Genomic DNA, 24527 nt, shown 5'->3' with positions numbered 1-24527 from the left:
CCGCTGAGAGCCAGAGTTCTAGTAGCAGTACTCGTTGGCTTCAATCACGCCGGCCGCGATGCGGCGACGAGCATCCTTCACGTTAAAAAGCTCGGCTTTGGTGAAGCGCTTGAGGCCCATGGCCAGCAGGCGCTGCTCGTCGCCTTCGGTCATGCTAGCAATAGCTTCTTTACCAGCCTTTTCTACGGTGTTCACCGTATCGGATAGATACACGCGAGCGATGTCGAGCTGGCGGCTTAGGGCCTCCTCGCCTTTAGCGGCGATTTCCTTCTCTACGCGCAGCAGCACGCTTTCGGCGGTGTAAGTTTTGATGGCCATGTCGGCGATATTCATCAGTACTTCCTGCTCCTTAGCGAGCGAGTTCATGTACTTCTGCACGGCCGTGCCGGCAATCATCAAAATCGCCTTCTTGAGGTTGGCGATGGTCTTTTTCTCGGTGGCGAAGGGCGAATCGTCGCTTTCGCCTAGGCTCGGAATGCTCATCAATTCCTGCTGCACGGCTTGCGCCGGGCCCATGAGGTCGAGCTCGCCTTTCAAACCCTTTTTCAGAATCATATCGACGGCCAGCATCCGGTTGATTTCGTTGGTGCCCTCAAAAATCCGGTTGATGCGCGAGTCGCGGTAGGCGCGGTCCATGGGGTAATCGGCCGAGAAGCCGTAGCCACCAAAAATCTGCACGCCTTCATCCACCACGTAATCAAGTACTTCCGAGCCTTCCACTTTCAGGATAGCGCACTCCACGGCAAACTCGCGGGCGGCGCCCAGCAGCGCTTCATTGGCGCCCGCACCACCAGCCAGCAGTTCCTGCTCTTTGCGGTAGATGTCGTCGCCGGCGCGGTAGATGGCCGACTCAGCGGCGTAGAGGCGGATAGCCTGCTCGGCAATTTTATAACGAATTGCGCCAAACTTGCTGATGGGCAGCTTGAACTGCACCCGCTCGTTGGCATATTTTACGCTCTGGGTAGCAGCGGCTTTGGCACCGCCCAGGCAGGCGGCAGCCAGCTTAATGCGGCCAATGTTGAGCACGTTGAAGGCGATGAGGTGGCCTTTGCCAATCTCGCCTAGCACGTTTTCCTTAGGCACTTGCGCGTCGCTCAGGAATACCTGGCGCGTGGAAGAACCCCGGATGCCCATCTTGTGCTCCTCGTTGCCGAGGCTCAGGCCGGGCGTGTTTTTCTCCACAATGAAGCCCGTAAACTGCTCCCCGTCAATCTTAGCGAATACAATAAACACGTCGGCAAAACCGGCGTTAGTAATCCACATTTTCTGGCCGTTCAGCACGTAGTGCGTGCCTTCGGCGTTCAGCACGGCTTTGGTCTTGGCGCCTAGCGCGTCGGAGCCCGAGCCGGGCTCGGTGAGGCAGTAGGCGCCCATCAGGGTGCCATCGGTGAGGCCGGGAATGTATTTTTTCTTCTGCTCGTCGGTGCCGAAATACAGGATGGGTAGCAGCGCGATGCCCGTGTGGGCCGCAAATGCTACCGGAAACGAGTGGCCGCCGCCTACCCCCTCCGTCACGCGCAAGGCCGTGGCGAAGTCCATATCCAACCCGCCAAACTGCTCGGGCACGCTCACGCCAAATAGGCCGAGTTGGCCAGCTTTCTCCATCAGGCCGCGCATCAGGCCTTCCTCGTGGTTGTCGAGGCGGTCGAGCAGCGGCATCACTTCGGTGTTCACGAAGTCCAGGCAGGTCTGGTGCATCATGTTCTGCTCCTCCGTGAAGTCGGCGGGCGTGAAAACGTCTTGGGCCTCAGTCGGCTTGATGATGAATTCGCCGCCCTTCGGAGCGGTTTTGTTCGATACTTCCATGATGGTAATTAAGGTTGAGTGGGAGTTGAAACTGTTAGGCTTGCCGAGTAATTGGGCAACACGGAGTTGCCCGAATTAGTGTTGCAAGATAAGTAAAAAATGTTAGGCGTGCCGAGTACTTTGAAATAAAAAAATCCGTCTGTCCTGCGGAGCATAGGTCAATATCTTATTCGGGTTAGCTGGGATACTACCCCCGCGTTACCAACTAAGATGCTTCGCTTTGTTCAGCCGGACAGACGAATAATAAACCTATTTCAGCAACTCGTAAATGCCCGCCACGCCTTGGCCGCCGCCCACACAAGCGGTGACAATGCCGTATTTCTGGCCGCGGTCGCGCAACTCATCAAAAAGCTGAATGGAGAGCTTGGCACCCGAGCAGCCCAGCGGGTGGCCCAAGGCAATGGCACCGCCATTCACGTTCAGCTTGTCGGTGTCGATGCCTAGCTCGCGCACCACGGCCAGCGACTGCGACGCGAAGGCCTCATTCAGTTCAAATAAGTCGATGTCTTCCAGCTTCATACCAGCTTGCTTGAGGGCTTTCGGCACGGCTTTAATTGGGCCCATGCCCATGATGCGGGGGTCTACCCCCTCGGTGGCGTAGGTAACCATGCGCGCGATGGGCTCCAGATTGAGTTCCTTTACCATGCGCTCGCTCATCACCAACACGAAGGCTGCGCCGTCGGAAGTTTGCGACGAGTTGCCGGCCGTAACGCTGCCATTGGCGGCGAATACGGGGCGCAGGCGGGCCAGCGCTTCGATGGACGTATCGGCGCGCGGGCCTTCATCGGTATCGACTACGTAGGAGCGGTTTTTCTTCTTGCCAGTGGCTTGGTCGAGGTAGGTTTCCTCCACCGTGATGGGTACGATGCTCTTGGCAAACTTGCCGGCCGCGATGGCTTTAATAGCCTTTTGGTGCGAGTTATACGAAAATTCGTCCTGGTCTTGGCGGCTAATTTTATAGTCTTGGGCTACGGCTTCGGCCGTTAGGCCCATGCCCATGTAATAGTCGGGGTGCTCGTTGGCGAGCTTATAGTTAGGCACGGTTTTCCAGCCCACGGTGGGCACCATACTCATGCTTTCGGTGCCGCCCGCAATGATGCAATCGGCCATGCCCGCCGTGATTTTGCCCACTGCCATGGCGATGGTTTCGACCCCCGAGCCGCAGTAGCGATTCACAATAAGGCCGGGTACGTTGATGGGTAGGGCCAGCAGCGAGATGAGGCGGCCCATTTGCAGGCCCTGCTCGGCCTCGGGCACGGCGTTGCCCACTATCACGTCGTCAACGCGGCTGGGGTCAAGCGCCGGCACCGACTTCACGAGGTGCTTGATAACCTCGGCGGCCAGGTCGTCGGGGCGGGTAAAGCGGAAGACGCCACGCGGCGCTTTTCCAACGGCCGTGCGGTAGCCGGCCACGATATATGCGGTATTAGCCATGATACTAGGGTGGGATTTTTTTGCGCCGAGGTGAAAGGGTAGCAGGCGTTGCGCGCAGCGTTTTCACAGTGAAACACGCCTGCTACCCCCTTCCATTCGGTGCTAACTAATTAATTGCGTAGCGGCTTTCCAGTAGTCAGAATCGACTGAATTCGCTCCAATGTCTTGCGCTCGCCGCAGAGGCTGAGGAACGCCTCGCGCTCCAAATCGAGTAGGTATTGCTCGCTCACCTCGGTAGGGGAGGAGAGGTCGCCGCCGCACATGACGTAAGCTAGCTTGTTGGCAATCAGTTCGTCGTGCTTTGAAATATACTGGCCTTGCTGCATGGCGTACACGCCGGTGCGGAACATTGCCAGCGCGCCCTTGCCGTGCACCTTGATGTTGGTTTTCTGGGTGGGCTGCGAGTAACCAGCGTCGGCTAGCTCGATGGCGGCGGCCTTGGCCTGGGCGATTACGCGGTTGGGGTTTACCACAATTTCGTCGCCCCGGCGCAGGAAGCCCAGGTCAAAAGCTTCAGCCGCCGAAGTCGAAACCTTAGCCGTGCTGATGGTCATGTACGTGTTGCGCAGTAAGTTGAATTCTGGCTCCCCTTCCTCGTGCTTGAGGGCCGTGCGCAGGGTCATTTCCTTAGTGCCGCCGCCGCCGGGTATCAGGCCCACGCCAAATTCGACGAGGCCGATATACGACTCGGCCGACGCTACCACGCGGTCGCAGTGCAGGTTGAGCTCGCAGCCGCCGCCCAGCGTGAGGCCGTGCGGCGTACCCACCACCGGAATGCTGCTGTAGCGCATCCGCATCATGGCCTGCTGAAACTGCTGAATCATCATATTCAGCTCGTCAAACTCCTGCTCCAGCGCCTGCATGTACACGAGGCCTAGGTTGGCGCCGGCCGAGAAATTCGGCGCGTCGTTGCCCACTACAAGGCCGCGGTAACCGTTTTCGGCTAGCTCTACGCCCTTCAAAAGACCCTGGATAACATCGGTGCCCAGCGAGTTCATCTTTGAGTGGAACTCCACATTCAGAATACCATCGCCGAGGTCGATGACCGAAGCGCCGGCGTTCTTCCACAGCACTTTGCCGCTGGCCCGCAGGTTGTCGAGAATGATAAAATTCGCTACCCCCGACACCGGCTGGTACTGCTTGCTTTCCTTGTCGTAGAATTCGCGCACGCCGCTGGCATTCAACTTATAAAAGGTCTGGTTGCCCGCCGCTAGCATTTCTTCTACCCACGGCGCCACGGTGCGGCCGGCGGCTTGCGCCAGCCCTACCCCCACTTCTACGCCCAAGGCATCCCAGGTTTCAAAAGGGCCCAGTTCCCAGCCGAAGCCGGCACGTAGCGCGTCGTCAATCTTGTAAAGCTGGTCCGCAATTTCGGGCACGCGGTTGCTCACGTAGGCAAACAGGCTGCCGAAGCTCAGGCGATAAAACTCGCCGGCTTTGTCCTTACCCCCCACCAAAACTTTGAAGCGGTCGGCGAGCTTATCGATGGTCTTAGTCAGCTCCAGCGTGGCAAATTTTACCTTCTGGCTCGGCTTGTATTCCAGCGTATTGAGGTCGAGCGCGTGGATTTCCGACTTGCCACCCTCGCCTTTTACTTTCTTATAAAAGCCTTGGCCGGTCTTGTCGCCCAGCCACTTATTCTCGCCCATTTTCTGCACGAAATCGGGCAGCACGAATACGTCTTTCGCCTCGTCGTCGGGCAGGCCTTGGGCCAGGCCGTTGGCCACATTAATAGTCGTATCAAGGCCGACCACGTCGGACGTGCGCAGCGTAGCGGACTTGGCGTGGCCGATAACCGGGCCGGTTAGCTTGTCGGTTTCTTCCACCGTCAGGCCCAGCTTCTGCATGGTCTGCATGGCGTCGAGCAGGGCAAACACGCCCACGCGGTTGGCGATGAAGCCCGGCGTGTCCTTGGCCAGTACTACCGTTTTACCCAGGTACAAGTCGCCGTAGTGCAGCAAGAAATCAATGACCTCGGGCTTGGTAGCGGGGGTAGGGATGATTTCGAGCAGCTTCAAATACCGCGGCGGGTTGAAGAAGTGCGTGCCGCAGAAGTGCTGCGTAAAATCTTCGGAGCGGCCCTCGGCCAGCAAGTGAATTGGAATGCCGCTGGTATTGCTCGTGATGAGCGTGCCTTTCTTGCGGAACTGCTCTACGCGCTCGTAAATGCTCTTCTTGATGTCGAGCCGCTCTACTACTACTTCAATTACCCAGTCGCACGAGGCAATATCCTTCAGGTTGTCGTCAAAATTGCCGGTTTTGATGCGGCTGGCTTCGCTCTTGCGGTAGAGCGGCGACGGGTTGGCCACCACCGCAGCCTGCAACGCACTGTTCACGATGCGGTTGCGCACGGCGGGCGCATCTAGCTTCAGACCCTTTTTTTCCTCGTCTGGCGTCAACTCCTTCGGCGCAATGTCGAGCAAAAGCACTTGCACACCGATGTTAGCGAAGTGGCAGGCAATGCGCGAGCCCATCACGCCCGAGCCCAGCACGGCAACTTTCTTGATGATTCGTTTCATATGGAAATAGCGCGGGCTTTGCAGACCGCGTTGGGTGGGAATAAGCTAATTCTCAATAAATTAATGGAGTGCTAAGCCGGCGTTTCCTTGCGTAGCGGCTTCAACTCAAAGTCATCAAAGAGCGTCTTACCCTCAATCATGCTCGTAATCTGGCTGGCTACCTTGAAGAAGCTATCCAACTGGTTCTGCGGGATTTTTTCGCGCACCTTGAGGTTGAAATGCCGTACCGTTTGGCGCGAGATTTCTTTTTTCTCCAAGCCTAGCTCGGTCAGGAAAATGCGCACCGAGCGTTTATCCTGGGTATCGGCTTGCTTGTAAATCAGGCCTTTTTCCTCCATGCTGCGCAAAATGCGCGTCAGCGAGCGGGTTTCGAGGCCTAGCAGCGGCGCGATTTTGGTGGCAGGTGTGCCCAGCTCCTGGTCGATGTTCAGCAGCACGAAGCCGATGCTCGTGGTGATGTCGTAGCGGGCCGCCTGCGTATTGTACATGCGCGAAATGGCGTGCCAGGCTACTTTAATGTTGTAATCAACGGTTTCTTCGGGTTTCATATCGCAGCGAAAGTGCGGTAAACATACGAAGAATTTTGTTAGGCTTGCATACTAGTTGGGCCGCATTTAAAAAATGAAAGAACGTCCTACTGAGCTTGCTCAAACACTTCGCTCGCCTCGTTAGATAAAGCAGTAGCGGTGCTTGGGCAAGCTCAGCAGGACGTTCTGAATTTGTGTGTGCTGGCTATTTATATAGCCCCTCAATTACTGCCTTGTTGTTTTCGGTGATGATTTTTCGCTTCACTTTCATGGTCGGTGTCATCTCGCCGGTTTCTACGGTCCACTGCTCGGGTAAAAGCACGATTTTTTTCACCTGTTCCCACTGCGCGAAGCTTTTGTTGTATTGCAGCGTGAGGTCGTGGTAGAGGTGCAATACCTTCTCGTCTTTCACCAATTCCTCGTTCGTCGTGGCGGTTACGCCGTGCTTAGTGGCCCACTTTTTTAGCTCATCGAAGGCCGGAATGATGAGCGCGCCAGGAAACTTCTGGTCGGCGCCGACCACCATCATCTGCTCGATAAGGGGGTCTTCTTTCATCTTGTTTTCAATGACTTGCGGTGCAATATATTTGCCGCCCGACGTTTTGAACATCTCCTTTTTGCGGTCGGTAATCTTGAGAAAACGGCCGTTGACAAACTCGCCAATGTCGCCAGTATGGAACCAACCGTCTTGGTCGATGGCTTCGGCCGTGAGTTCGGGTTTATTATAATAACCCTTCATCACGGAAGCGGATTTGGTCAGAATCTCGCCGTCGGCGGCGATTTTCACCTCCATATTTTCGATGAGCGGGCCGACAGCGCCAATCATATTGTCCTTCGCCTCGTAGCCGTTCACGGCAATTACCGGCGAGGTTTCGGTGAGGCCGTAGCCCTCCATCACCCGAATGCCGGCCGCCCAAAATACACGGGCTAAGCGTGGCTGCAACGCGCCGCCGCCGCTCACGATGCAGCGCAGGCTGCCGCCTAGCGCCTCGCGCCACTTATTGAAAATGAGCTTATTAGCTAATGCTAATTCGGTATTGTATAGAAATCCTTGGTCCTTCTGGGTATCATATTTCAAACCCAAATCCAGTGCCCAGAAGAAAAGCTTGTGTTTGATACCAGTTTGCTCGTGGCCTTTGGCCACAATTCTGTCATATACCTTCTCGAGTAGGCGCGGCACGGTTGTGAAAATGCTGGGGTGCACTTCGCGCAGGTTGTCGGCAATGGTTTCCATGCTCTCGGCGTAGTAAATGCTTACCCCGTGAATCATGTACAAGTACGTGACCATGCGCTCAAAAATATGGCACAACGGTAAGAAGCTGAGTGCTTTATCGTTGGCGCCTACCGGCACTGCCGCCGATGAGCTGCGGCAGTTACTCAGCAAGTTATCGTGGCTAAGCATCACGCCCTTGGGGTTGCCGGTGGTGCCACTGGTGTAGATGAGCGTGAGCAGGTCGTCGGGCTGCACGGCGGCCTTGAGGGATACCAGGTCAGCAACCTTACCCTGCTTACCGAGCGCTAACAGCTCGCTAAAATGACGCGCGCCGGCTACTTTATCAAACGTAAATACATTTTGCGGTGGAATATCGAGGCCAGCCGTGGCTTCCTTCACCTTTTCGTACAGCTTCTCGTCGGCCACAAACACGGCCCGCACTCCGGCATCAGTAAAAATATACTTATAATCCTCGACCGTAATACTGGGGTACATGGGCACGCTGGTAGCGCCGATTTGCGCAATCCCGAAATCAGCCAACAGCCACTCGGGCCGGTTCATGCTGATAATGGCCACCTTATCGTCTTTTTTTAGGCCTAGACTAAGCAGGCCTAGGCTGACTAAATCGGTCTGCTCCTGCACTTGCTGGGTGCTGAGGGGCATATACTGGCCGTCGATTTTAGCAGCGAGGGCATCGGATTTAGGAAATTTTTCGAGTTGATTGGCAAGAATATCGAAGGAGCGACGGACGTCCATAAAAACAAGGCAAAAAGCGGCGGCGTGGGAATACGGTGCTAAAGAAACAGGTTTTTCCCTAAAATCTCTCCCTGCCTCGGAATGCGCGGGGCCAAAAAGCTAATCTGGACGGGGGAAGGCGTAAATTTGACGGCGCCCCGCCGCGCTTGCTGATGAACCTGGCCCTGTTTTTTGATTCTTTACCCGACGAGCTGACTGCTGCTTCGGCCGCGCCCACCACGGTAGCGGCTTATGTTACGCGCTTTGCCGAAACTTTTCCCGATTGGCGCGCTGCCGACCTCGCCCTCATTGGCCTAGACGAGTGGCGCGGCACGGCCGCGGGGGCCCCACCACCCGGCTGCCACGGCGCCAACCGCGTGCGCGAGCGCTTCTACCAAATGCAGCGGGGTAGCGGCCCGCTGCGCCTCGTTGATTTGGGCAATCTGCGCCCCGGCCTCAGCCTGGAGGATACCTACCAGCGGCTGCGCGAAATAGTAGCCGCTTTGCTGGAAGCCAATACAATACCCATACTGCTGGGTGGCGGCCACGACCTCGACTACGGCCAATTTCTGGCTTACGAACCGCAGCACGAGCCTACCCCCGCTATCAATTTCGCCGTTATCGACTCGCGGCCCGACATGGCGATGCCGCACCCTGGTACCGCGCCCGAAGACAGCCACCTGCGGCGCTTGCTGGTGCACGAACCCAACTTCATTTTCAGCTGCGCGCACCTGGGGCATCAGCAGTATCTTACCCCCCCCGATGTGCTGACGGCCTTCGAGAAGCTGCACTTCGAAACCATGAGCGTGGGCGAGCTGCGTACCGACCGCCGCTTGGCGGAGCCGGTCCTGCGGCAGGCCAATTTTTTGAGTATCGACATTGCGGCAATTCGCTGGCAGGATGCGCCCGGCTACTACCCCGCTAGCCCTTTCGGCCTGGGCAATGAGGATGCGGCGCAGCTATGCTGGTACGCGGGCCACAACGAGCAGCTGACGTCCATCGGCCTCTACGGCTACCGGCCCGACCACGACCCACACGGCTTGGCCGCCTCTACGCTGGCCACTATGCTCTGGTATTTTATTGAGGGCCACCACCACCGCCGGCCCGAAACAGGTTTCGGTACCTACCGCTTTCTCACCTATACGCTGGTGCTACCCGGCACAGGCCGCGGCACGCCCACCGAGCTGGTCTTTTATAAGTCGCGCCGCTCCGATACCGATAAGTGGTGGATGGAAGTTGAAAGCATGGCCGACCACTCAGTGAAGCGCATTGTGCCCTGCACGCACCAAGACTACCTGCACGCCGCCCAAGGCGACCTCCCCCAACGCTGGATTCGTACGCAAGCTTTACTTGGCTAGGGGGGTAGCAAGATGATTGATAACGACCCACTACCGCTTTATACTCGGTCGCAGCTAGCGCTCCGCAATGGCCAGGACCGCGACGAAATATGGGTGGCCTACCAAGGCCAGATTTACGACGTCACTCGCTCGCGCCTGTGGCAGCGCGGCAACCACTACGAGCACTGGGCCGGCCAAGACCTCACCCGCGAGCTAGACGAAGATGCGCCGCACCTGGCTACCGTGTTTGATAAGTTTGCCGTGATTGGTCTGCTGAAAAATTAAATAGCTATGCCGCAGGCCCCTACCCCCTTCTTCTACTAACTCCCTTCTCGTGACTACCGAAACGCCTTCCGAATATAATAACCTCGAAAGCCTGCCCACCGCGGCCATTTTGGCGGGCATGAACCAGCTCGACCAGACGGTGCCGCTAGCCGTGGCGAAGGCCCTACCCCAGCTCGAAAAGCTGGTGGAAGTTACCGTGACGCGGCTGCAAGCCGGCGGGCGGCTGTTCTACATCGGGGCGGGCACCAGCGGGCGCCTGGGGGTGGTTGATGCTTCGGAGTGCCCGCCTACGTTTGGCGTGCCAGCGGGGCTAGTGGTGGGCATTATGGCTGGTGGCGATGGAGCTATTCGGCAGGCAGTAGAAGGCGCGGAAGACAATGAGACGCAGGCCTGGCTGGACTTACAGCAGTTTAGCGCAAACGAGAAAGACGTACTAGTCGGCATTGCCGCGTCGGGCCGCACGCCCTACGTGATAGGCGGGCTGCAAGCGGCGCGGGCCGCGGGCCTTGCTACCGGCTGCGTAGTGTGCAACGCAGGCTCGGCCGTGGCGGCGGCCTGCGAGTGGCCAGTGGAAGTAGTAACCGGGCCCGAATTTCTGACGGGTAGCACTCGGCTCAAGGCCGGCACGGCGCAAAAACTGGTGCTTAATATGCTCACAACGGCCACTTTTATTCGCTTGGGCCGTGTGCGCGGCAACAAAATGGTAGACATGCAGCTCAGCAACGAGAAGCTGGTAGAACGCGGCCAACGCATGCTGATGGACGAGTTGGGGATTGCGCAGGCTGAAGCAGCCGAACTGCTCCGGGCGCATGGCTCGGTGCGGGCCGCTCTGCTGGCTCGCCAATAGCCACTCCCTGCAGGTTAATTCAGTTTATTGACTGCCAATAGGTTATTGCAGCTGGGTGCCTTAAACCCGAACGATTCGGCCGCACGAGCGTTTTGGCAAAGGGGCCGGCCTCATTTCGCCCTTTTGCTATGCATACCATCGAACCCCACTACAATTGGATTGACCAGTATTCCGCCACCGAGGACGAGCGCTCGCCGCTGTTTGGCGCCGAGTATAGCCTAGACACGTTCTCTAACACTATCTATGGCTACTATATTCACCCTCAATGGGATAGCTTAGAATCAGATACGCTGTTTCTAAAAATACTGTGGGTTGATTACGACGACCATACGGCCGTGCTCGAATTTATTGGGGAGTGGAACGACGCCATTGAGAACGATATTATGAGCTTGAAGCGCAACATCTTAGATGTGATGTTGCACGAAGGCATCAAGCGCTTTATTCTCATCGGTGAAAACGTGTTTAATTTTCACGGGTCCGACGATAGCTACTACGAGGAGTGGTTTGAAGAAGTAGAAGACGGTTGGATTGCAGGCGTCAATTTTCAAGAGCACGTGCGCCGCGAAATGAGCCAATATAACCTGGACAATTATATCAACTTTGGGGGCGAGCTCGACGATTTGCCCTGGCGCACCTATGAGCCTCGCCGTTTGGTAGAAACGGTGGAAGGCTTGCTACGCCGCCGCTTGGGCTAAACCACAAAAAGCCGGCTTTGGGGCCGGCTTTTTTGTGTAGTAATCAGCGTAAGCTATTGCTTCTTCGAGCGTTTGCTCTTGCGGGGCGAGTCGTCGCCGTCGTCATCTTTGTTTGCGCCGGGGGCGTCGTTGATGATGCGGTTTTGGTTAGCTACCGTGCCTTTGTACACTTCCGGGCCCGTTTGCTTGCGCAGTTTGCGCTGACGCTTCAAGTCTTTTTTGTCGGGGGTTTGGTCCTGGTTTACGTGGGTCGTAGACACTGGGGCCAACGGAGCAGCTTCTACAGCCGTAGCGCCTGCCAAGAAGGCAAGGAGAAGAAGGTTTTTCATGGTGAAGAAAGAAAAAGGTGGAAAGAGCTTATTGCCCCTAGACGTAGGAAGCGGTTCAGAAGTTTAAAATAACAAACTAATTTTTGGATTATACGCTTATTCCGTTAAAATAGCTAAGCTTATTTATCGCTCTTAGAGTATGTGAATTATACTGTAATAAGTTTATTAGTGGTTAATGTCTTCAAATAGTTTTAATGAAGCACCCGTTTACGAATAGTAAGGTACATTTGGTTGCGATTAAGTACATTATTTCATCAGTACGATTTTTTAAACAATTGCTTGACTGTAAACACAAAAAAAGCTCCACCGTTAAGTGGAGCTTTTTATTATTATTAGGTTAACACTAGTTTGACTTAGTGCTATACCAAGCTAATTACTTAGGGTCTTTGGCATCAGCAGCATCGCCGATAGCTTCGCCTTTTTTGTCAGCCGAGTCACGAACGGCATCAGCCTTGTTCTCGAGTGAGTCAGCTTTGGCTTCGCCTTCAGCTTTCACGGCGTTGCCGGTAGCTTCAGCTTTGTCTTCGGTTTTGCTGTCGCACGAAGCGAGCGAAAGGGACATTGCGGCAACGGCGAGGAAGAGTACTTTTTTCATGGTGAAGGAGGAAAGGGTTTTGATAGTTTCCGAATCTTAATACTCCACAGGAAACGAGGTAACCCGGTAACCCACAAAAATTTATTTTTTCCGGAAAGCTAAACCGATAGGTACGCCCTTGAAATCGAAGTGCTCGCGCATCCGGTTTTCGAGGTAGCGGGCGTATGACTCGGGGATGTACTGTGGCAGGTTGCAGAAGAACGCAAACACTGGGTTGTGCGTCGGCAGCTGCGTAGCATATTTGATGCGCACCATCTTGCCCTTCTGAATGGGCGGCGGGTATTTTTCGATTTCTTTCAGCATCACGTCGTTGAGCTGCGAAGTCGGAATTTTCTTCCGCTTATTGGCATACACTTCCATGATGACTTCGAGGGCTTTGTGCACACGTTGCTTATTGAGCACCGATATGAACAAAACGGGGGGGTAGGCGATAGGCGCGATTTTCTCCATAATCTTTGCCTCAAAATCGCGGGCTGTGTTTGTCTCCTTGCCCTCAATTAAGTCCCACTTATTCACCAAGATAACGATGCCTTTGCGGTTGCGGTCGGCCAAACCAATAATGCTTACATCCTGGGCTTCGATACTGCGGCTAGCATCGAGCAGAATCACGCACACGTCGGAGGCTTCCATGGCGCGCAGGGTGCGCATGTTGGAGTAGAACTCCACATCCTCGTTCACGCGGGCTTTGCGACGCAGGCCGGCGGTATCAACGAGCATAAACTCGTGGCCAAAGGCACTGTATTTAGCTTCGATAGAATCGCGGGTAGTACCCGCTACATCGGTGACAATGCTGCGTTCTTCGCCCAGCAACAGATTGACAAACGACGACTTACCAACGTTGGGCCGCCCCAGGATGGCAATGCGGGGTAGGCCTGCGTTGGGCTCTTCTTCGCCCACTTCATCGAAGTGGCTAACCACGGCATCCAGCAACTCGCCAGTGCCCGAGCCATTCTGCGAAGAGATGGCAAACACCTCGGTGTCGCCGAGGCCGAGGGCATAAAACTCACCCGAGCCCTGCGCGCGCAAGTTGGTATCGGCCTTATTAGCAACTAGATAAATAGGCTTTTTGCCAATGTAGCGGCGCAGTACTTCGGCAAATTCTTCGTCGAGGCCGTGTAAGCCAGCGTCGGCATCGACCATGAAGAGGATAACGTCGGCCTCATCAATCGCCAATTTCACCTGGCGGTTGATTTCACTCTCGAAAATATCCTCCGAATTGTGGACGTAGCCGCCCGTGTCGATGACCGTGAAATTGTGGCCAATCCAGTCGCCGTAGCCATAGTGGCGGTCGCGGGTTACCCCGCTTTGGTTGTCCATGATAGCTTGGCGGCGGCCCACCAAGCGGTTGAACAGGGTGGACTTGCCCACGTTGGGGCGGCCCACTATTGCAATGGTATTCATGTAGTTGGCTCCAGCCGCTGGCCCGACCTTGGCGCAGCAGTACCCGGAGTAATTAGGGTTATAAAGGGTCGTATTGGTTAACTCAAGTACTCATTGCCCTGCTGAGTTCGCCAAAGCAGGACGTTTTCTGAAAGACTACTGGTAGCCGAAACGGGTGAGCGCCTTGCTGTCAGTGCGCCAGTTTTCGTTCACTTTCACAAAAAGCTCTAGGAACACTTTTTTCTGGAAAAACTTTTCCATCTCCTCGCGAGCCCAAGTGCCTACTTTCTTCAGCGCCTCGCCTTTGGCGCCAATGATGATGCCCTTCTGGCTGTTGCGCTCGACGTAAATAATGCCGCGAATGCGGATGATATCGTCGTCTTCCTTAAACTCTTCAATCTCCACTTCGGAGCTGTAGGGCACTTCCTTTTTATAGAGTTTAAATATTTTTTCGCGCACCATTTCAGCGGCGAAAAAGCGCTCGGGCTTGTCGGTAAGCTCGTCTTTGGGGTAGTAGGGCGGGTGAATGGGCAGGCTTTCGAGGGCCAGTTGCAACACGCGCTCGGTGCCAAACGCATTGAGCGCCGAGATGGGAAGCACCTCGGTGGCGTTGGGCAGTTGCTCTTTCCAATAGAGGAGCTTCGCCTCGACGTCAGCCTGGTCGGCCTGGTCTATTTTATTGACCAGCACGTAGATGGGCGTACCTTCGGTTTTGCGCAAGCGCTCGACTACGGGCTCTTCGTCGTGCTTTTCGTAGATGTCGGTGACGAATAATATCACATCGGCATCTTCCAGCGACGAATACACAAAGGCCATCATGGCGTTGTGCAGCTCGTACTTGGGCTGGATGATACCTGGGGTATCGGAGTAAACGAGCTGAAAGTCTTCGCCGTTGAGAATGCCCAGGATGCGGTGGCGCGTAGTCTGGGCTTTGCTCGTGACAATGCTCAGGCGCTCGCCTACCAGCGCGTTCATCAGTGTCGACTTGCCCACATTAGGCTTGCCGATGATGCTGACGAAGCCGGCACGATGAGGCTTAGGTTCGGGATTCACGCGGGATAGTTTTGAAAATGAGGCCGCAAAGGTACGGCTTATTGTAGCTGTTAGCTGCTGGCCGTTAGCTAGTAGCTTTTTTTGCACCAGAATTGAAGCCTAAAAGTCGCCTTGTTGGTTTAAGGTGCAGTCAACAAAAACAGATGGCTAGGGCCGCAGCATGGTTTCTTAAAAAACGAACCCACTATCCCCTAACCCTCAATCCGTATAAATAATGCCTACCCCCCCTCGCCGCATTGGCATATTGCTGGTTAACCTAGGAACGCCCGACTCGCCGCAGACCGGCGACGTGCGCCGCTACCTCAACGAGTTTCTCACCGATGCCCGCGTGATTGACATGCCGGCCGCCGTGCGCTACCCCCTCTTTCAGGGGCTGGTGGTGCCGCTGCGCGCGCCGAAGTCGGCCAAAATCTACCAGCAGCTCTGGGACGCTGAACGCGGCTCGCCGCTGCTTTTCCACGGCCTCGACCTCAAGCAGCTGGTGCAGCAAGAGCTGGGCGACGGCTACGTAGTGGCCTTTGGCATGCGCTATCAAAAGCCCAGCATCGAGCAAGCGCTCGAAGAGCTGCGCGACGCGGCCGTGGACCGCATTGTAGTGCTGCCGCTGTTTCCGCAGTATGCGGCGGCTAGCACGGGCTCGGTGCAGGAAAAAGTGATGGACATAGTGAGTAAGTGGTGGGTAGTGCCAAGCATCAACTTCATCAGCTCGTTTGCGGATGAGCCGGGCTTTATCAGCAGCTTCGTGGCGCGGGGCCAGGCCGAAATGGCCAAGCACGACTACGACCACGTGGTGTTTAGCTACCACGGCATTCCGGAGCGGCACGTGCTTAAGGGTAGTTTCAAAGGCTATTGCCAGCTTGGCAAATGCTGCAATACCTACAATAAAAACAACCGCTATTGCTACCGGGCGCAGTGTTTTGCTACGTCGCGCCTGCTGGCCGAGGGCCTGGGCCTCCGCGACGACCAATACACCGTCACGTTTCAGAGCCGCCTGCAAAGCCGCCTACGCGACCCTTGGCTGCAACCTTATACCGATGAGGTTATCAAAGACTTTCCCGCTAAGGGCATCAAAAAAGTGCTGGCCTTTTCGCCAGCCTTCGTAGCCGATTGCCTCGAAACGACCATCGAAGTAGGGATGGAGTTTCGGGAGCTTTTCGAGGAGAACGGTGGCGAGCATTGGCAGCTAGTGCCCTCGCTAAACTCGGAGCCGCAGTGGGTAACGGCCGTAGCCGACATGCTGCGCAAAAGCTAGCAATAACAAGGTTAGGTTTCTGAGGCCCGAACAACTTCGGGCTGCGCACCAAAACGCCTCGCTGGCACGCTCGTTGGGTACAACCTAACGGCGGGCCAGTGAGGCGTTTTGGTGTATGAAGGCCTACCTTATGGCTGTACTGTTGAAGGGCTTAAGGCCTGCTGCATAGCTTCCTCAAAACCGGGGGGTAGCATAAAATCCAGGAAAGGCGGGTAATTGCTGATAGTGTCGCGGCGCAGGGCCGTTACAAACACGTTGCTGCCTTCTGTATCGAGGTTCACGGCTGCTACGGGCAGCAAGATGCGCGTTTCGGTGTGGGGCGCGGGGGGCGGCACGTTAGGCAGGTTGGGGTCGAGTTGCACATCGAGGTAAAGCACGCGCTGGGCAGCGGGGTCCACCAGCAGCTCGTGCACCACGCCAAAGGCCTGGCCGTCGCTGCCGCGCACGGCCCAGCCGCGGGGGTCGGGGTCGCCGGTGGCCATCTCGAAGGTAGGAAGGTCGCGCAGGCGGCGCAAAATGGGGCTATTCATAAAGCACAGATTTACAGTACATCGGCGGCTGGGTAGCTCATCGTGTTGAGCAGCGTAGCCAGCTGGTCGAGGTAGGCGCGGTTTTGCGCTTGCTCAGCGGCCGTGGCATTGCGGCCCGAAAGCAGGCCAGCCTTTTGAACCAGGCTGTTGGCTTCGCTTTCGAGGTTGGGGTAGGCCTTTTGCTGCACCGCCAGCAGCAGGCTAGCGGCGGCTACCAAACCAGGGCGCAGGCTGGCGTGTGGGTCGCCCTCAGCGAGGCGCGCGGTAGCACTCGTAAAATTGTCGCGCTGCTCCCGAATAGCCGCGTCGTCGCGCAGGTCGGCGCGGTCGGCCAGCTGCGTGAGCGTAGGGCTAAGCTGCAAGAGCATGGTAGCAGCGGCGTTGCCCGCCCCGGCCGGCGACGTAGGCGCAGCTTGGGTGCCCACCGAGTCGGTGGCGGGCGGGGGGGTAGCGCGCGCCTCGGCGGCGGGGCTGCCGGGCGCCAGACTATCGGCCGGGGCGGGCGCCGGGGCACTGGTGCTGGTAGCACGTGCCTCGTCGGCTGGGTCGGGCCGGAGGTAGAAGTAGGCTACTGCTGCCAGCAGCAGCACGGCCAGGCCCACCAGCAGCCACGGGCTGGGAGCCGCTTTTTTAGGTTGAATACGTAGTTCGGCCATAGAGAAACAGGTAGGTGAGTAGCCATACGAAGAGCAACTGCTGGCAGTTGGCCCGTTGGAGCTTAGTGGCTGGTAGCGGTGAGCTTATGTTTACAAGGATTTTCACCCGGATTGCCCCCACCCATGACGGATTCTCCTACCCCCCGCTTGCTGGCCGAGCTCGTAGCCCAGGGCCTGCTGCCACCCGCCCAAGCGGCGGCCATCGGCGAGGACGAACGCACCCGCCCCTTCTCGCTGCACTACGAATTGCGGGCGCTGCTCTACCTCGGTATTACGCTGCTGGTGGGTGGGGTAGGGGTGCTCGTGTACCAGCACATCGATAGCATTGGGCACAGCGTAATCATAGGGGCCATTACGGTGGCGATGGGGGTGTCCTTTGCCTACGCGGCCCGCCACCGGCCGGCATTCACCTGGGGCGAGGCGCCGCGCACGTCCATCGCCGCCGACTATTTGCTGTTGCTCAGCTGCCTGTTATTTCTGGTGCTGGAAGGCTACCTGCAAGTGCAATACGGCGTGTTTGGCAATCGCTACGGACTGGTAACGGTGCTGCCCGCCGGGCTGTTTTTTTACCTGGCCTATCGCTTCGACCACCGCGGCGTGCTCTCGATGGCCATTACGGCGCTGGCCGCGTGGGTGGGGGTAAGCGTGGCACCTTTGGCGCTCTTTACCACCGGCTTCCCAACCCGCGAGCTGAGTGGGGCAGGGCTGGGGCTGGGGCTAGTGCTGCTGGCGGCGGGCCTAGTATCGGAGCGGCTGCGCCGGAAGCCCCATTTCGGGTACACTTATATGTTGCTGGGTAGCAACGTGGCGCTGCTGGCGGCTATGGTGCGGCTCTTCGATGGGGGTAGTGGCACGGAGCCGTCTGCGCTAGGGCGCGCTTTGCTGGTGGCGCTGCTGGTGCTGGGCGTTTGCACGGTGCTGGTGTGGTATGCCCGCCGCACGCAGTCGTATGTGTTTCTGCTGCTGGCTGTGGGGTATGGCTACGTGGCCTTCACCAGCGCCCTCGTGATTTTAGGAGAGTTAGTGGGCGTTTCGAGCGCCTTCTTTGAGCTGGCAGTACTTTATTTCCCCTTGAGTTTGATAGGGTTGGCCTGGCTGCTGATTAACATCAAAAAGGTTCTTCGCCTAACATGAGCAGCAAAGCCTACCCCCTCGCGTGGGCCCAAGGCGATGCCTTGCGCGCCGCCGCCCGCCGCTGGCAACGGCGCGGGCTGCTCACGCCCGCCCAACAAGCCGCTATCGAGGCGGCGCACCCCGCCACGTACTACCGCCCCAACAATTGGATACGGGCGCTGCTGGTTAGCGTCACGCTGCTAGCCGCTGCCAGTGCGCTGGGCTTTATGCTTTTACTAACGGACGGTAAACTGAACCCATTAGCCTACGGCCTGCTGGTGCTGCTGGCCGCGGTAGCCGCGCTAGAGATGATTATCAAAAACTCGGCGCATTACCGCTCGGGGGCCGATAATGCGCTGCTCTACGTAGCATTGCTGGCCTGGGGGTTTCTGGTTTACTACGTGAACAGAAATGCTACTTCCGGCTCGCTGGCCAGCCCCACGCTCTGGCGCTGGCTGCTGCCGATGCTGGTGGCCTTGCTCGCCGCCCTAGTACGCTACGCCGACCCGCTGGTGGCCGCCAGTTGCTTTGTAGTTGTCCTAGAGTTGTTAGTAAATGTGCTGTTGCAGAGCAATTTAGGCAGATTGCTGCTGCCGTTTGGCGTACTGGCAGCGGGCGGCGCGCTGCTGCTGGCGTTGCGGCGGCTACCGGCCCGCACCGATTACTTTTATTACCACAGCGCCGAGCTGGTGCTGCGGGTGCTAGGCTTGGCCGTGCTCTACTTGGCCGGTAATTATTTGGTAGTGCGCGAGGGCAATGCCGAGCTGCTAGGGGGGGGGAGCCCATCGCGGCAAATACCTTTGGCGCCGCTGTTTTATGCCTGCACGGCTGGTATTCCGGTGGCGTACATCGTGCTTGGCCTGCGCCGCCACAACCGGCTGCTGCTCACTATGGGGCTGCTTACGCTGGCGTTTTCTATCTACACGCTGCGCTACTACCGCACCTTGCTGCCGCCCGAAGTAGCTGCTGCCCTCGGGGGGCTGGTGTTGCTGGCGGGCGCGCTGGCGGCGTTGCGCTACCTGCATACGCCCCGGCATGGCCTCACTGCCGCGGCCGATGAGGCCGCTACCCCGCAGTTCAATCTGGAGTCGCTGGTAATTGCCCAAACTGCCCACGCCCCGGCCGCCCCCGAAGCTGGTTTCGAATTTGGCGGTGGCCACTCGGGCGGTGGCGGGGCCGAAGGACAGTTTTAACGCCGGCGCCGGCGCATTCTGCCCGACCTTTGTCGGTGCGCCGAAACCTTCCGCCCCCCGCTAGGCGTTACCTGATTCATGTCTGACAATTCCGCTCTGCAAGTGGCCGCTCCGGCCCACGACGAAATCGACCTCCTCGACCCGCGCCAGTTTATTGTTATCAAAAACGCCCGCGTCCACAACCTCAAAAACCTGAGCGTGGCGCTACCCCGCAACAAGTTTATCGTGGTCACGGGCCTTTCAGGCTCGGGCAAGTCGAGCCTAGCCTTCGATACGCTATACGCTGAAGGCCAGCGCATGTACGTGGAAAGCCTGAGCAGCTACGCCCGCCAGTTCTTGGGCCGCATGGACAAGCCCGACGTGGACTACATCCGCGGAATTTCGCCGGCCATTGCCATCGAGCAGAAGGTCAGCATCAAGAATAACCGCTCGACGGTGGGCACCAGCACCGAAATTTACGACTACCTCAAGTTGCTATTTGCGCGGGTGGGCCGCACGTTTTCGCCCATTAGCGGCAACCAGGTACGCAAGGATACGGTAGCTGATGTCGTCGATTTTCTTTTTTCCCTACCCCCCGATAGCCGCGTAACCATTCTGGCCCCGCTGCTGCGCACCGAGCCCGACCGGCCCATGAGCAAGGAACTGGACTTACTACTGCAAAAAGGCTACGGCCGTGTGGTGCTGGAGGGCGGCGAGAATGCGTTTATCGAAGACCTGATTGGCGAGGGCAAGCCCGAAGTAGAGGGCGACGTGTTCATCCTCATCGACCGCGCCAGCGTGCAGCCCGGTGATGAAGACCTGCAATTTCGGCTCTCCGACTCGGTGCAAACGGCCTTCTTCGAGGGCCACGGCACTTGCCTAGTGAGGCTGGACAACGAGACGCGCACCTTCTCGGATAAATTTGAGCTGGACGGCGAAATATTTGAGGAGCCAAGCGTCAACTTCTTCTCCTTCAACAACTCCTACGGCGCTTGCCATACCTGCGAGGGCTTCGGCTCGGTGCTGGGCATCGACGAAGACCTGGTGATTCCGGACAAAAGCATGACGGTGTATGAGGGCGCCATTGCGCCCTGGCGCACCGAAAAACAGGGCGAATGGTTGAAGCCGCTGCTCAAAAACGGCATCCGGTTCGACTTTCCTATTCACCGTCCCTACAACGACCTGAGTGCCGCCGAGCAGCGCCTACTCTGGACGGGCAACAAGTACTTCGAGGGCCTCGACGCTTACTTCCGTTGGGTAGGCGAGCAGACCCACAAAATTCAGTACCGGGTGTTGCAAAGCCGCTACCGGGGCCGCACCGTGTGCCCCGACTGCCGGGGCACGCGCCTGCGCAAGGATGCCCAGTACGTAAAAATCGACGGCCGCAGCATCACCGATTTGGTACTGCTGCCCATCTCCGAGGCGCTAGCCTTCTTCCAGAACCTGAACCTGAGCGAGCACGACCGGGCAGTGGCCGACCGCCTGCTGGCTGAAATCACCAATCGCCTTGGCTACCTAGACAGGGTAGGGCTGGGCTACCTCACCCTCAACCGCTTGAGCAATACCCTGAGCGGCGGCGAAAGCCAGCGCATTTCACTGGCTACGTCGCTCGGCTCGGCGCTGGTGGGCTCAATGTATGTGCTCGACGAGCCCAGCATCGGCCTGCACCCCAAAGATGCCGAGCAGCTAATTGGCGTGCTGCGCTCGTTGCAGCAACTCGGTAATACTGTGGTGGTGGTGGAGCACGAAGAGAAGATGATGGAGGCGGCCGACCAGATTATCGACATCGGCCCCGAGGCTGGTAGCGGCGGTGGCAACCTCATGTTTCAGGGCACTTACCCCGAGCTGCTAGCGGATACTGCCACCTACACGGGCCAGTACCTCAGCGGTAAAATGGAGGTAGCGGTGCCTACCGTGCGCCGCCCCTGGCGCAACGCGCTGGAGCTGACCGGCGCCCGCGAAAACAACCTCAAGAACGTGAGCGTCAAGATTCCGCTCGGCGTGATGACGGTCGTGACGGGCGTATCGGGGTCGGGTAAATCGACGCTTATTCGGCGCATTTTGGCCCCGGCCCTAATGAAGCAGCTTGGCGGTGGCGCGGGCGAAAGCACCGGCAAGTTTGACCGCTTGCTGGGAGTGAACGGGCAAGTCACGCACGTCGAGTTCGTGGACCAAAACCCCATTGGCAAGTCGTCGCGCTCGAACCCGGTTACCTACGTAAAAGCCTACGACACCATTCGCACGCTGTTTTCGGAGCAGCCATTGGCCAAGGCGCGCGGCTTGAAGCCGTCGCACTTCTCGTTCAACGTGGAGGGTGGGCGCTGCGAGGTGTGCCAGGGCGAAGGCCAGGTCAAAATCGAGATGCAGTTCATGGCCGACATTTACCTGACCTGCGAAAGCTGCGGCGGCCACAAGTTCAAGCAGGACATTCTGGAAATCAAATTCCAAGACAAGAACATCTTCGAGGTGCTCGACCTGACGGTGGAGGACGCCGTGGAGTTCTTCAAAGGCCAACCCAAAGTAGCCGAACGCCTGCGCCCGCTGCTCGATGTGGGCCTGGGCTACATCCGCCTGGGGCAGTCGGCCAACACGCTGAGCGGCGGCGAAGCCCAGCGCGTGAAGCTGGCCAGCTTCCTCACCAAGGGGGCGACGTTGCAGCAGGACAAAATCTTGTTCATCTTCGATGAACCTAGCACTGGCCTGCACTTTCACGACATTGCCAAGCTACTCGGCGCGCTCAATGCGCTGGTCGAGCAGGGCAATTCGGTGCTCATCATCGAGCACAATATGGACATCATTAAGTGCGCCGACTGGCTTATCGACCTGGGCCCCGAGGGCGGCATCAACGGCGGACACCTGCTCTTTGAGGGTACGCCCGAACAGCTGGTGAAGCTCAAGGATACGAACCACACGGCGCGCTTCCTGGCCGAAAAGGTGAGTTAAGCACCCACCCAACCTGCTGTGTGTGTGCAACGTATGCTCTGGTAGTATTCTTCTTGCTCTGCCACAGTTATGGAAACTAGAGAACGTAAGAAAGCAAGGCTGCTAGCTGCGCCAGCGGCCTTGCCCAATGCTAAAGGCGCTTTGGCCCTGGGAGCACTTGCCGTAGGCGCGCTGGCCGTTGGGGCCGTTGCGATTGGTGCCTTGGCTATCGGCAGCTTAGCAATTGGCAAGCTGGCGGTAGCCAAGGTGCGCATTCGCACGCTGGAAGTAGATGAGCTGACGGTGCGGAAGTTGAACCTGCCCCCGCCAGCTGCGCCACCTTACCCGACTACGGCTAGCTAGCATTCGGCCTTACGGTCAACTGCTTGCATGCTGGGCCGTGCAAGAGCAACTTGTTCTACCCTGGCAATGTAAGTGCCTGGCCTAACCAATGACTAAGCCGAGACTTCCAGAACAACCTGTTACTGGGCAGGTTATTCTGCAAATACTGCGTGCAATGAAGGGAAAATACTATGTGGTTGGTGCTATTGTGCTGCTGTTGGGCTGGTTCGTATTCGACTCGCTGAGCCAGCCGGGGGTAGGGGATTTGCCGGGTAACTTCCAGGAGGTAGCCACCTACCGCAACGAAAACAATACTGGTCCCATCGTGCGCGTGTACGCCGTGACAGTGGCCGATACCCTGTGGCGCGCTATGCGGCAGTACGGCGATTTTATGCCCTACACCAAGTATGGCAATACCAAGGTATACTTCTTCCGCCAGGGCCAGCCGGTGCCCACGCAGGTACAGCCGGGCGAGCAGAATTTCAGCCCTGAGTTCAACGCCAACTGCCTGGCCAAATACGAGAAGGAAGTGATGGGCAACGTTTCGTTCAAGCAGTACCCGTTGCGCTAGCGTGCTTATGGTTAGCTGCTTGCGTCGGCGCGAGGGGGTAGGAGCTAGCTCGTTACCAACTGGCGTTTGGGCTGCTTGTGGCGGCGGCCCCACCACAGCAAGGTGCCCGTAACAGGCAGGCTAGCCGACAACAGACTTACCAGAAAAGCTATGATTTTGCCGCCCAGCCCCAAAATCTGGCCGGTGTGCAGGTCGTAGTTAAGGTCGCCGAGCTTCTTGCCGTTGCTCTTAGTGGCGTGGGGTAGGGCCCGCAGTAACTGGCCCGATACGGGGTGGAAATAATACTCGTCGCGGTGGTAGTAGTGCAACGCCTTTTGGTAAGTGAGGCAGTAGAGCGGCTGCTTGCGGTCGGTAGCCGGGCCCACAAGCACCATGGCGGCGGTAGGCGATTGCCGGCGCACCTGTTGGTAGGCCACGTCAATGAGCGGCTGAGCCGGGGCCACTGCGGCCGCTAGGGTATCCACTTTGGGTGGGGCTTCTTCGAGGGGGTAGTGGTGGCCAGCATTGGCCACCAGGCTGGCGGCTTGCATCCACGAGCCGAAGCTCATGAACAAGCCCGTGAGGGCAATGATAAACGCCCCCGCCGCAATATAGAAGCCCAAAACCTGGTGCAAGTCGTAGTTGAGGCGGCGCCATTTGGCACCCCATTTTATGGTGAGGCGCTGCTTACGCTCCTGCTTGCGCTTGGGCCACCACAGCACGAGGCCCGTCACGAGCATTACCAGGAAAATAGCCACGGCAATGCCTACCACCCACTCGCCCCACGGGTTAGGGATGAGCAGGTACATATGAAGAGCCTGCACGATGGTGAAAAAATCGGTGCGCATATCCTGCTCGTGCAGCACCTGGCCTGTATACGGGTTCAGCGAGGCCAGGTAGCTGCCGCCGGCTTTATCCGAGAAGTACACGGTGGCCGAGCGGTCGGGCGCGTAGTAGGTCGTCCAGGAGGGGGTAGCACCCGCGTGGCTAGCTACCACCGCCGCTTGCAGGCGCGAGGGGGGTAGGGGCACCGCGGCGGCAGGTGCGGCTACCAGCCGCCAAGGCTGAGCAGCGTCCCGAATTTCATCCTGAAACGTGAAAATGGCTCCCGTCAGGCTCACAATGAATACTACCAGCCCCGAGCCGAGGCCGAGCCACAGGTGCAGTTTGCCGATAGCTTTTTTGAAAGTCATGCGCGGAGAGTCTAAGGAAAAGATACTTCTTACAAACAGAAA

22 protein-coding genes are annotated in these 24527 nt (G+C 57.6%); 10 read left to right on the top strand and 12 right to left on the bottom strand.

The annotated features are described in order from the left end of the window. Nucleotides 1–18 precede the first annotated feature (18 nt). The 5 genes from GO988_RS16805 to GO988_RS16785 all read right to left on the bottom strand — a co-directional run bounded on the left by GO988_RS16805 (nucleotide 19) and on the right by GO988_RS16785 (nucleotide 8255). Nucleotides 19–1806, bottom strand: a complete 1788-nt coding sequence (locus tag GO988_RS16805; protein WP_157567666.1) for an acyl-CoA dehydrogenase family protein — start codon at nucleotides 1804–1806, stop codon at nucleotides 19–21. Nucleotides 1807–2055: 249 nt separating this feature from the next. Next, complete coding sequence (locus GO988_RS16800; protein WP_157567664.1) at nucleotides 2056–3240, bottom strand: acetyl-CoA C-acyltransferase; 1185 nt, start codon at nucleotides 3238–3240, stop codon at nucleotides 2056–2058. 110 nt (nucleotides 3241–3350) lie between these two features. Beyond that, nucleotides 3351–5759, bottom strand: coding sequence for a 3-hydroxyacyl-CoA dehydrogenase/enoyl-CoA hydratase family protein (locus GO988_RS16795; protein ID WP_157567662.1), 2409 nt, complete (start codon nucleotides 5757–5759; stop codon nucleotides 3351–3353). A 71-nt stretch (nucleotides 5760–5830) separates the two neighbouring features. Beyond that, the gene (locus GO988_RS16790) at nucleotides 5831–6307 is read right to left on the bottom strand and encodes a MarR family winged helix-turn-helix transcriptional regulator (protein WP_157567660.1); all 477 of its coding nucleotides are present in this window, start codon (nucleotides 6305–6307) and stop codon (nucleotides 5831–5833) included. Nucleotides 6308–6491: 184 nt separating this feature from the next. Then, nucleotides 6492–8255, bottom strand: coding sequence for an AMP-dependent synthetase/ligase (locus GO988_RS16785; protein WP_157567658.1), 1764 nt, complete (start codon nucleotides 8253–8255; stop codon nucleotides 6492–6494). A 152-nt stretch (nucleotides 8256–8407) separates the two neighbouring features. On the opposite strand from GO988_RS16785, the gene GO988_RS16780 reads away from it, so the two are divergent. From GO988_RS16780 to GO988_RS16765, 4 genes are all read left to right on the top strand, one after another. Then, on the top strand, nucleotides 8408–9592 hold the full coding sequence (locus GO988_RS16780; protein ID WP_157567656.1) for a formimidoylglutamase: 1185 nt from the start codon (nucleotides 8408–8410) through the stop codon (nucleotides 9590–9592). 12 nt (nucleotides 9593–9604) lie between these two features. Continuing rightward, entirely contained in the window at nucleotides 9605–9856 is a 252-nt protein-coding gene (locus tag GO988_RS16775) for a cytochrome b5 domain-containing protein (protein WP_157567654.1), read from the top strand. 49 nt (nucleotides 9857–9905) lie between these two features. After that, nucleotides 9906–10703 (top strand): N-acetylmuramic acid 6-phosphate etherase, encoded by a 798-nt coding sequence (gene murQ / locus GO988_RS16770; protein ID WP_317164900.1) that lies wholly within the window; start codon nucleotides 9906–9908, stop codon nucleotides 10701–10703. A 128-nt stretch (nucleotides 10704–10831) separates the two neighbouring features. Next, nucleotides 10832–11398: a hypothetical protein gene (locus tag GO988_RS16765; RefSeq protein ID WP_157567652.1), complete on the top strand. Its 567-nt coding sequence runs from the start codon at nucleotides 10832–10834 to the stop codon at nucleotides 11396–11398. 53 nt (nucleotides 11399–11451) lie between these two features. On the opposite strand, the gene GO988_RS16760 is transcribed toward GO988_RS16765, so the two are convergent. The 4 genes from GO988_RS16760 to era all read right to left on the bottom strand — a co-directional run bounded on the left by GO988_RS16760 (nucleotide 11452) and on the right by era (nucleotide 14755). Continuing rightward, complete coding sequence (locus tag GO988_RS16760; protein ID WP_157567650.1) at nucleotides 11452–11727, bottom strand: hypothetical protein; 276 nt, start codon at nucleotides 11725–11727, stop codon at nucleotides 11452–11454. A 373-nt stretch (nucleotides 11728–12100) separates the two neighbouring features. Further along, the gene (locus GO988_RS16755) at nucleotides 12101–12322 is read right to left on the bottom strand and encodes a hypothetical protein (protein ID WP_157567648.1); all 222 of its coding nucleotides are present in this window, start codon (nucleotides 12320–12322) and stop codon (nucleotides 12101–12103) included. Nucleotides 12323–12403: 81 nt separating this feature from the next. Continuing rightward, entirely contained in the window at nucleotides 12404–13723 is a 1320-nt protein-coding gene (der, locus tag GO988_RS16750) for a ribosome biogenesis GTPase Der (protein ID WP_157567646.1), read from the bottom strand. A 135-nt stretch (nucleotides 13724–13858) separates the two neighbouring features. Beyond that, nucleotides 13859–14755 (bottom strand): GTPase Era, encoded by an 897-nt coding sequence (gene era / locus GO988_RS16745; protein ID WP_317164899.1) that lies wholly within the window; start codon nucleotides 14753–14755, stop codon nucleotides 13859–13861. A 214-nt stretch (nucleotides 14756–14969) separates the two neighbouring features. On the opposite strand from era, the gene hemH reads away from it, so the two are divergent. Beyond that, a complete protein-coding gene (hemH, locus tag GO988_RS16740) occupies nucleotides 14970–16007 on the top strand; it encodes a ferrochelatase (RefSeq protein WP_157567642.1) in 1038 nt (345 codons plus the stop codon). Nucleotides 16008–16135: 128 nt separating this feature from the next. Here hemH and GO988_RS16735 read toward each other — a convergent pair whose 3' ends face one another. Together GO988_RS16735 and GO988_RS16730 are read right to left on the bottom strand one after the other, a co-directional pair. Further along, nucleotides 16136–16537 (bottom strand): PRC-barrel domain-containing protein, encoded by a 402-nt coding sequence (locus tag GO988_RS16735; RefSeq protein WP_157567640.1) that lies wholly within the window; start codon nucleotides 16535–16537, stop codon nucleotides 16136–16138. A gap of 11 nt (nucleotides 16538–16548) precedes the next feature. Next, the gene (locus GO988_RS16730) at nucleotides 16549–17193 is read right to left on the bottom strand and encodes a hypothetical protein (RefSeq protein WP_157567638.1); all 645 of its coding nucleotides are present in this window, start codon (nucleotides 17191–17193) and stop codon (nucleotides 16549–16551) included. A gap of 123 nt (nucleotides 17194–17316) precedes the next feature. Between GO988_RS16730 and GO988_RS16725 the strand changes: the two genes are divergently transcribed. From GO988_RS16725 to GO988_RS16705, 5 genes are all read left to right on the top strand, one after another. After that, nucleotides 17317–18327, top strand: coding sequence for a DUF2157 domain-containing protein (locus GO988_RS16725; RefSeq protein ID WP_157567636.1), 1011 nt, complete (start codon nucleotides 17317–17319; stop codon nucleotides 18325–18327). Continuing rightward, entirely contained in the window at nucleotides 18324–19499 is a 1176-nt protein-coding gene (locus GO988_RS16720) for a hypothetical protein (protein WP_157567635.1), read from the top strand. Before GO988_RS16725 ends, GO988_RS16720 begins: the two co-directional genes overlap by 4 nt. Nucleotides 19500–19577: 78 nt before the next feature. Continuing rightward, on the top strand, nucleotides 19578–22421 hold the full coding sequence (gene uvrA / locus GO988_RS16715; protein ID WP_157567634.1) for an excinuclease ABC subunit UvrA: 2844 nt from the start codon (nucleotides 19578–19580) through the stop codon (nucleotides 22419–22421). A 69-nt stretch (nucleotides 22422–22490) separates the two neighbouring features. Beyond that, nucleotides 22491–22763, top strand: a complete 273-nt coding sequence (locus tag GO988_RS16710; RefSeq protein ID WP_157567633.1) for a hypothetical protein — start codon at nucleotides 22491–22493, stop codon at nucleotides 22761–22763. A gap of 154 nt (nucleotides 22764–22917) precedes the next feature. Then, nucleotides 22918–23313, top strand: a complete 396-nt coding sequence (locus GO988_RS16705) for a hypothetical protein (protein WP_157567632.1) — start codon at nucleotides 22918–22920, stop codon at nucleotides 23311–23313. Nucleotides 23314–23357: 44 nt separating this feature from the next. On the opposite strand, the gene GO988_RS16700 is transcribed toward GO988_RS16705, so the two are convergent. Continuing rightward, entirely contained in the window at nucleotides 23358–24485 is a 1128-nt protein-coding gene (locus GO988_RS16700; RefSeq protein ID WP_198172849.1) for a PepSY-associated TM helix domain-containing protein, read from the bottom strand. Nucleotides 24486–24527: the final 42 nt, after the last annotated feature.

The organism is Hymenobacter ginkgonis, from assembly GCF_009755225.1.
GTDB classification, from domain to species: Bacteria; Bacteroidota; Bacteroidia; order Cytophagales; family Hymenobacteraceae; genus Hymenobacter; species Hymenobacter ginkgonis.
Note: the sequence above shows the minus strand (reverse complement) of the source record. Positions and strands in the feature narration are given on the sequence as shown.

Bases quoted from the DNA above. Each gene is read 5' to 3' on its own strand.
- GO988_RS16805 (WP_157567666.1), bottom strand. From the start codon at position 1,806: ATGGAAGTATCGAACAAAACCGCTCCGAAGGGCGGCGAATTCATCATC.
- GO988_RS16800 (WP_157567664.1), bottom strand. From the start codon at position 3,240: ATGGCTAATACCGCATATATCGTGGCCGGCTACCGCACGGCCGTTGGA.
- GO988_RS16795 (WP_157567662.1), bottom strand. From the start codon at position 5,759: ATGAAACGAATCATCAAGAAAGTTGCCGTGCTGGGCTCGGGCGTGATG.
- GO988_RS16790 (WP_157567660.1), bottom strand. From the start codon at position 6,307: ATGAAACCCGAAGAAACCGTTGATTACAACATTAAAGTAGCCTGGCAC.
- GO988_RS16785 (WP_157567658.1), bottom strand. From the start codon at position 8,255: ATGGACGTCCGTCGCTCCTTCGATATTCTTGCCAATCAACTCGAAAAA.
- GO988_RS16780 (WP_157567656.1), top strand. From the start codon at position 8,408: ATGAACCTGGCCCTGTTTTTTGATTCTTTACCCGACGAGCTGACTGCT.
- GO988_RS16775 (WP_157567654.1), top strand. From the start codon at position 9,605: ATGATTGATAACGACCCACTACCGCTTTATACTCGGTCGCAGCTAGCG.
- GO988_RS16765 (WP_157567652.1), top strand. From the start codon at position 10,832: ATGCATACCATCGAACCCCACTACAATTGGATTGACCAGTATTCCGCC.
- GO988_RS16760 (WP_157567650.1), bottom strand. From the start codon at position 11,727: ATGAAAAACCTTCTTCTCCTTGCCTTCTTGGCAGGCGCTACGGCTGTA.
- GO988_RS16755 (WP_157567648.1), bottom strand. From the start codon at position 12,322: ATGAAAAAAGTACTCTTCCTCGCCGTTGCCGCAATGTCCCTTTCGCTC.
- der (WP_157567646.1), bottom strand. From the start codon at position 13,723: ATGAATACCATTGCAATAGTGGGCCGCCCCAACGTGGGCAAGTCCACC.
- hemH (WP_157567642.1), top strand. From the start codon at position 14,970: ATGCCTACCCCCCCTCGCCGCATTGGCATATTGCTGGTTAACCTAGGA.
- GO988_RS16735 (WP_157567640.1), bottom strand. From the start codon at position 16,537: ATGAATAGCCCCATTTTGCGCCGCCTGCGCGACCTTCCTACCTTCGAG.
- GO988_RS16730 (WP_157567638.1), bottom strand. From the start codon at position 17,193: ATGGCCGAACTACGTATTCAACCTAAAAAAGCGGCTCCCAGCCCGTGG.
- GO988_RS16725 (WP_157567636.1), top strand. From the start codon at position 17,317: ATGACGGATTCTCCTACCCCCCGCTTGCTGGCCGAGCTCGTAGCCCAG.
- GO988_RS16720 (WP_157567635.1), top strand. From the start codon at position 18,324: ATGAGCAGCAAAGCCTACCCCCTCGCGTGGGCCCAAGGCGATGCCTTG.
- uvrA (WP_157567634.1), top strand. From the start codon at position 19,578: ATGTCTGACAATTCCGCTCTGCAAGTGGCCGCTCCGGCCCACGACGAA.
- GO988_RS16710 (WP_157567633.1), top strand. From the start codon at position 22,491: ATGGAAACTAGAGAACGTAAGAAAGCAAGGCTGCTAGCTGCGCCAGCG.
- GO988_RS16705 (WP_157567632.1), top strand. From the start codon at position 22,918: ATGAAGGGAAAATACTATGTGGTTGGTGCTATTGTGCTGCTGTTGGGC.
- GO988_RS16700 (WP_198172849.1), bottom strand. From the start codon at position 24,485: ATGACTTTCAAAAAAGCTATCGGCAAACTGCACCTGTGGCTCGGCCTC.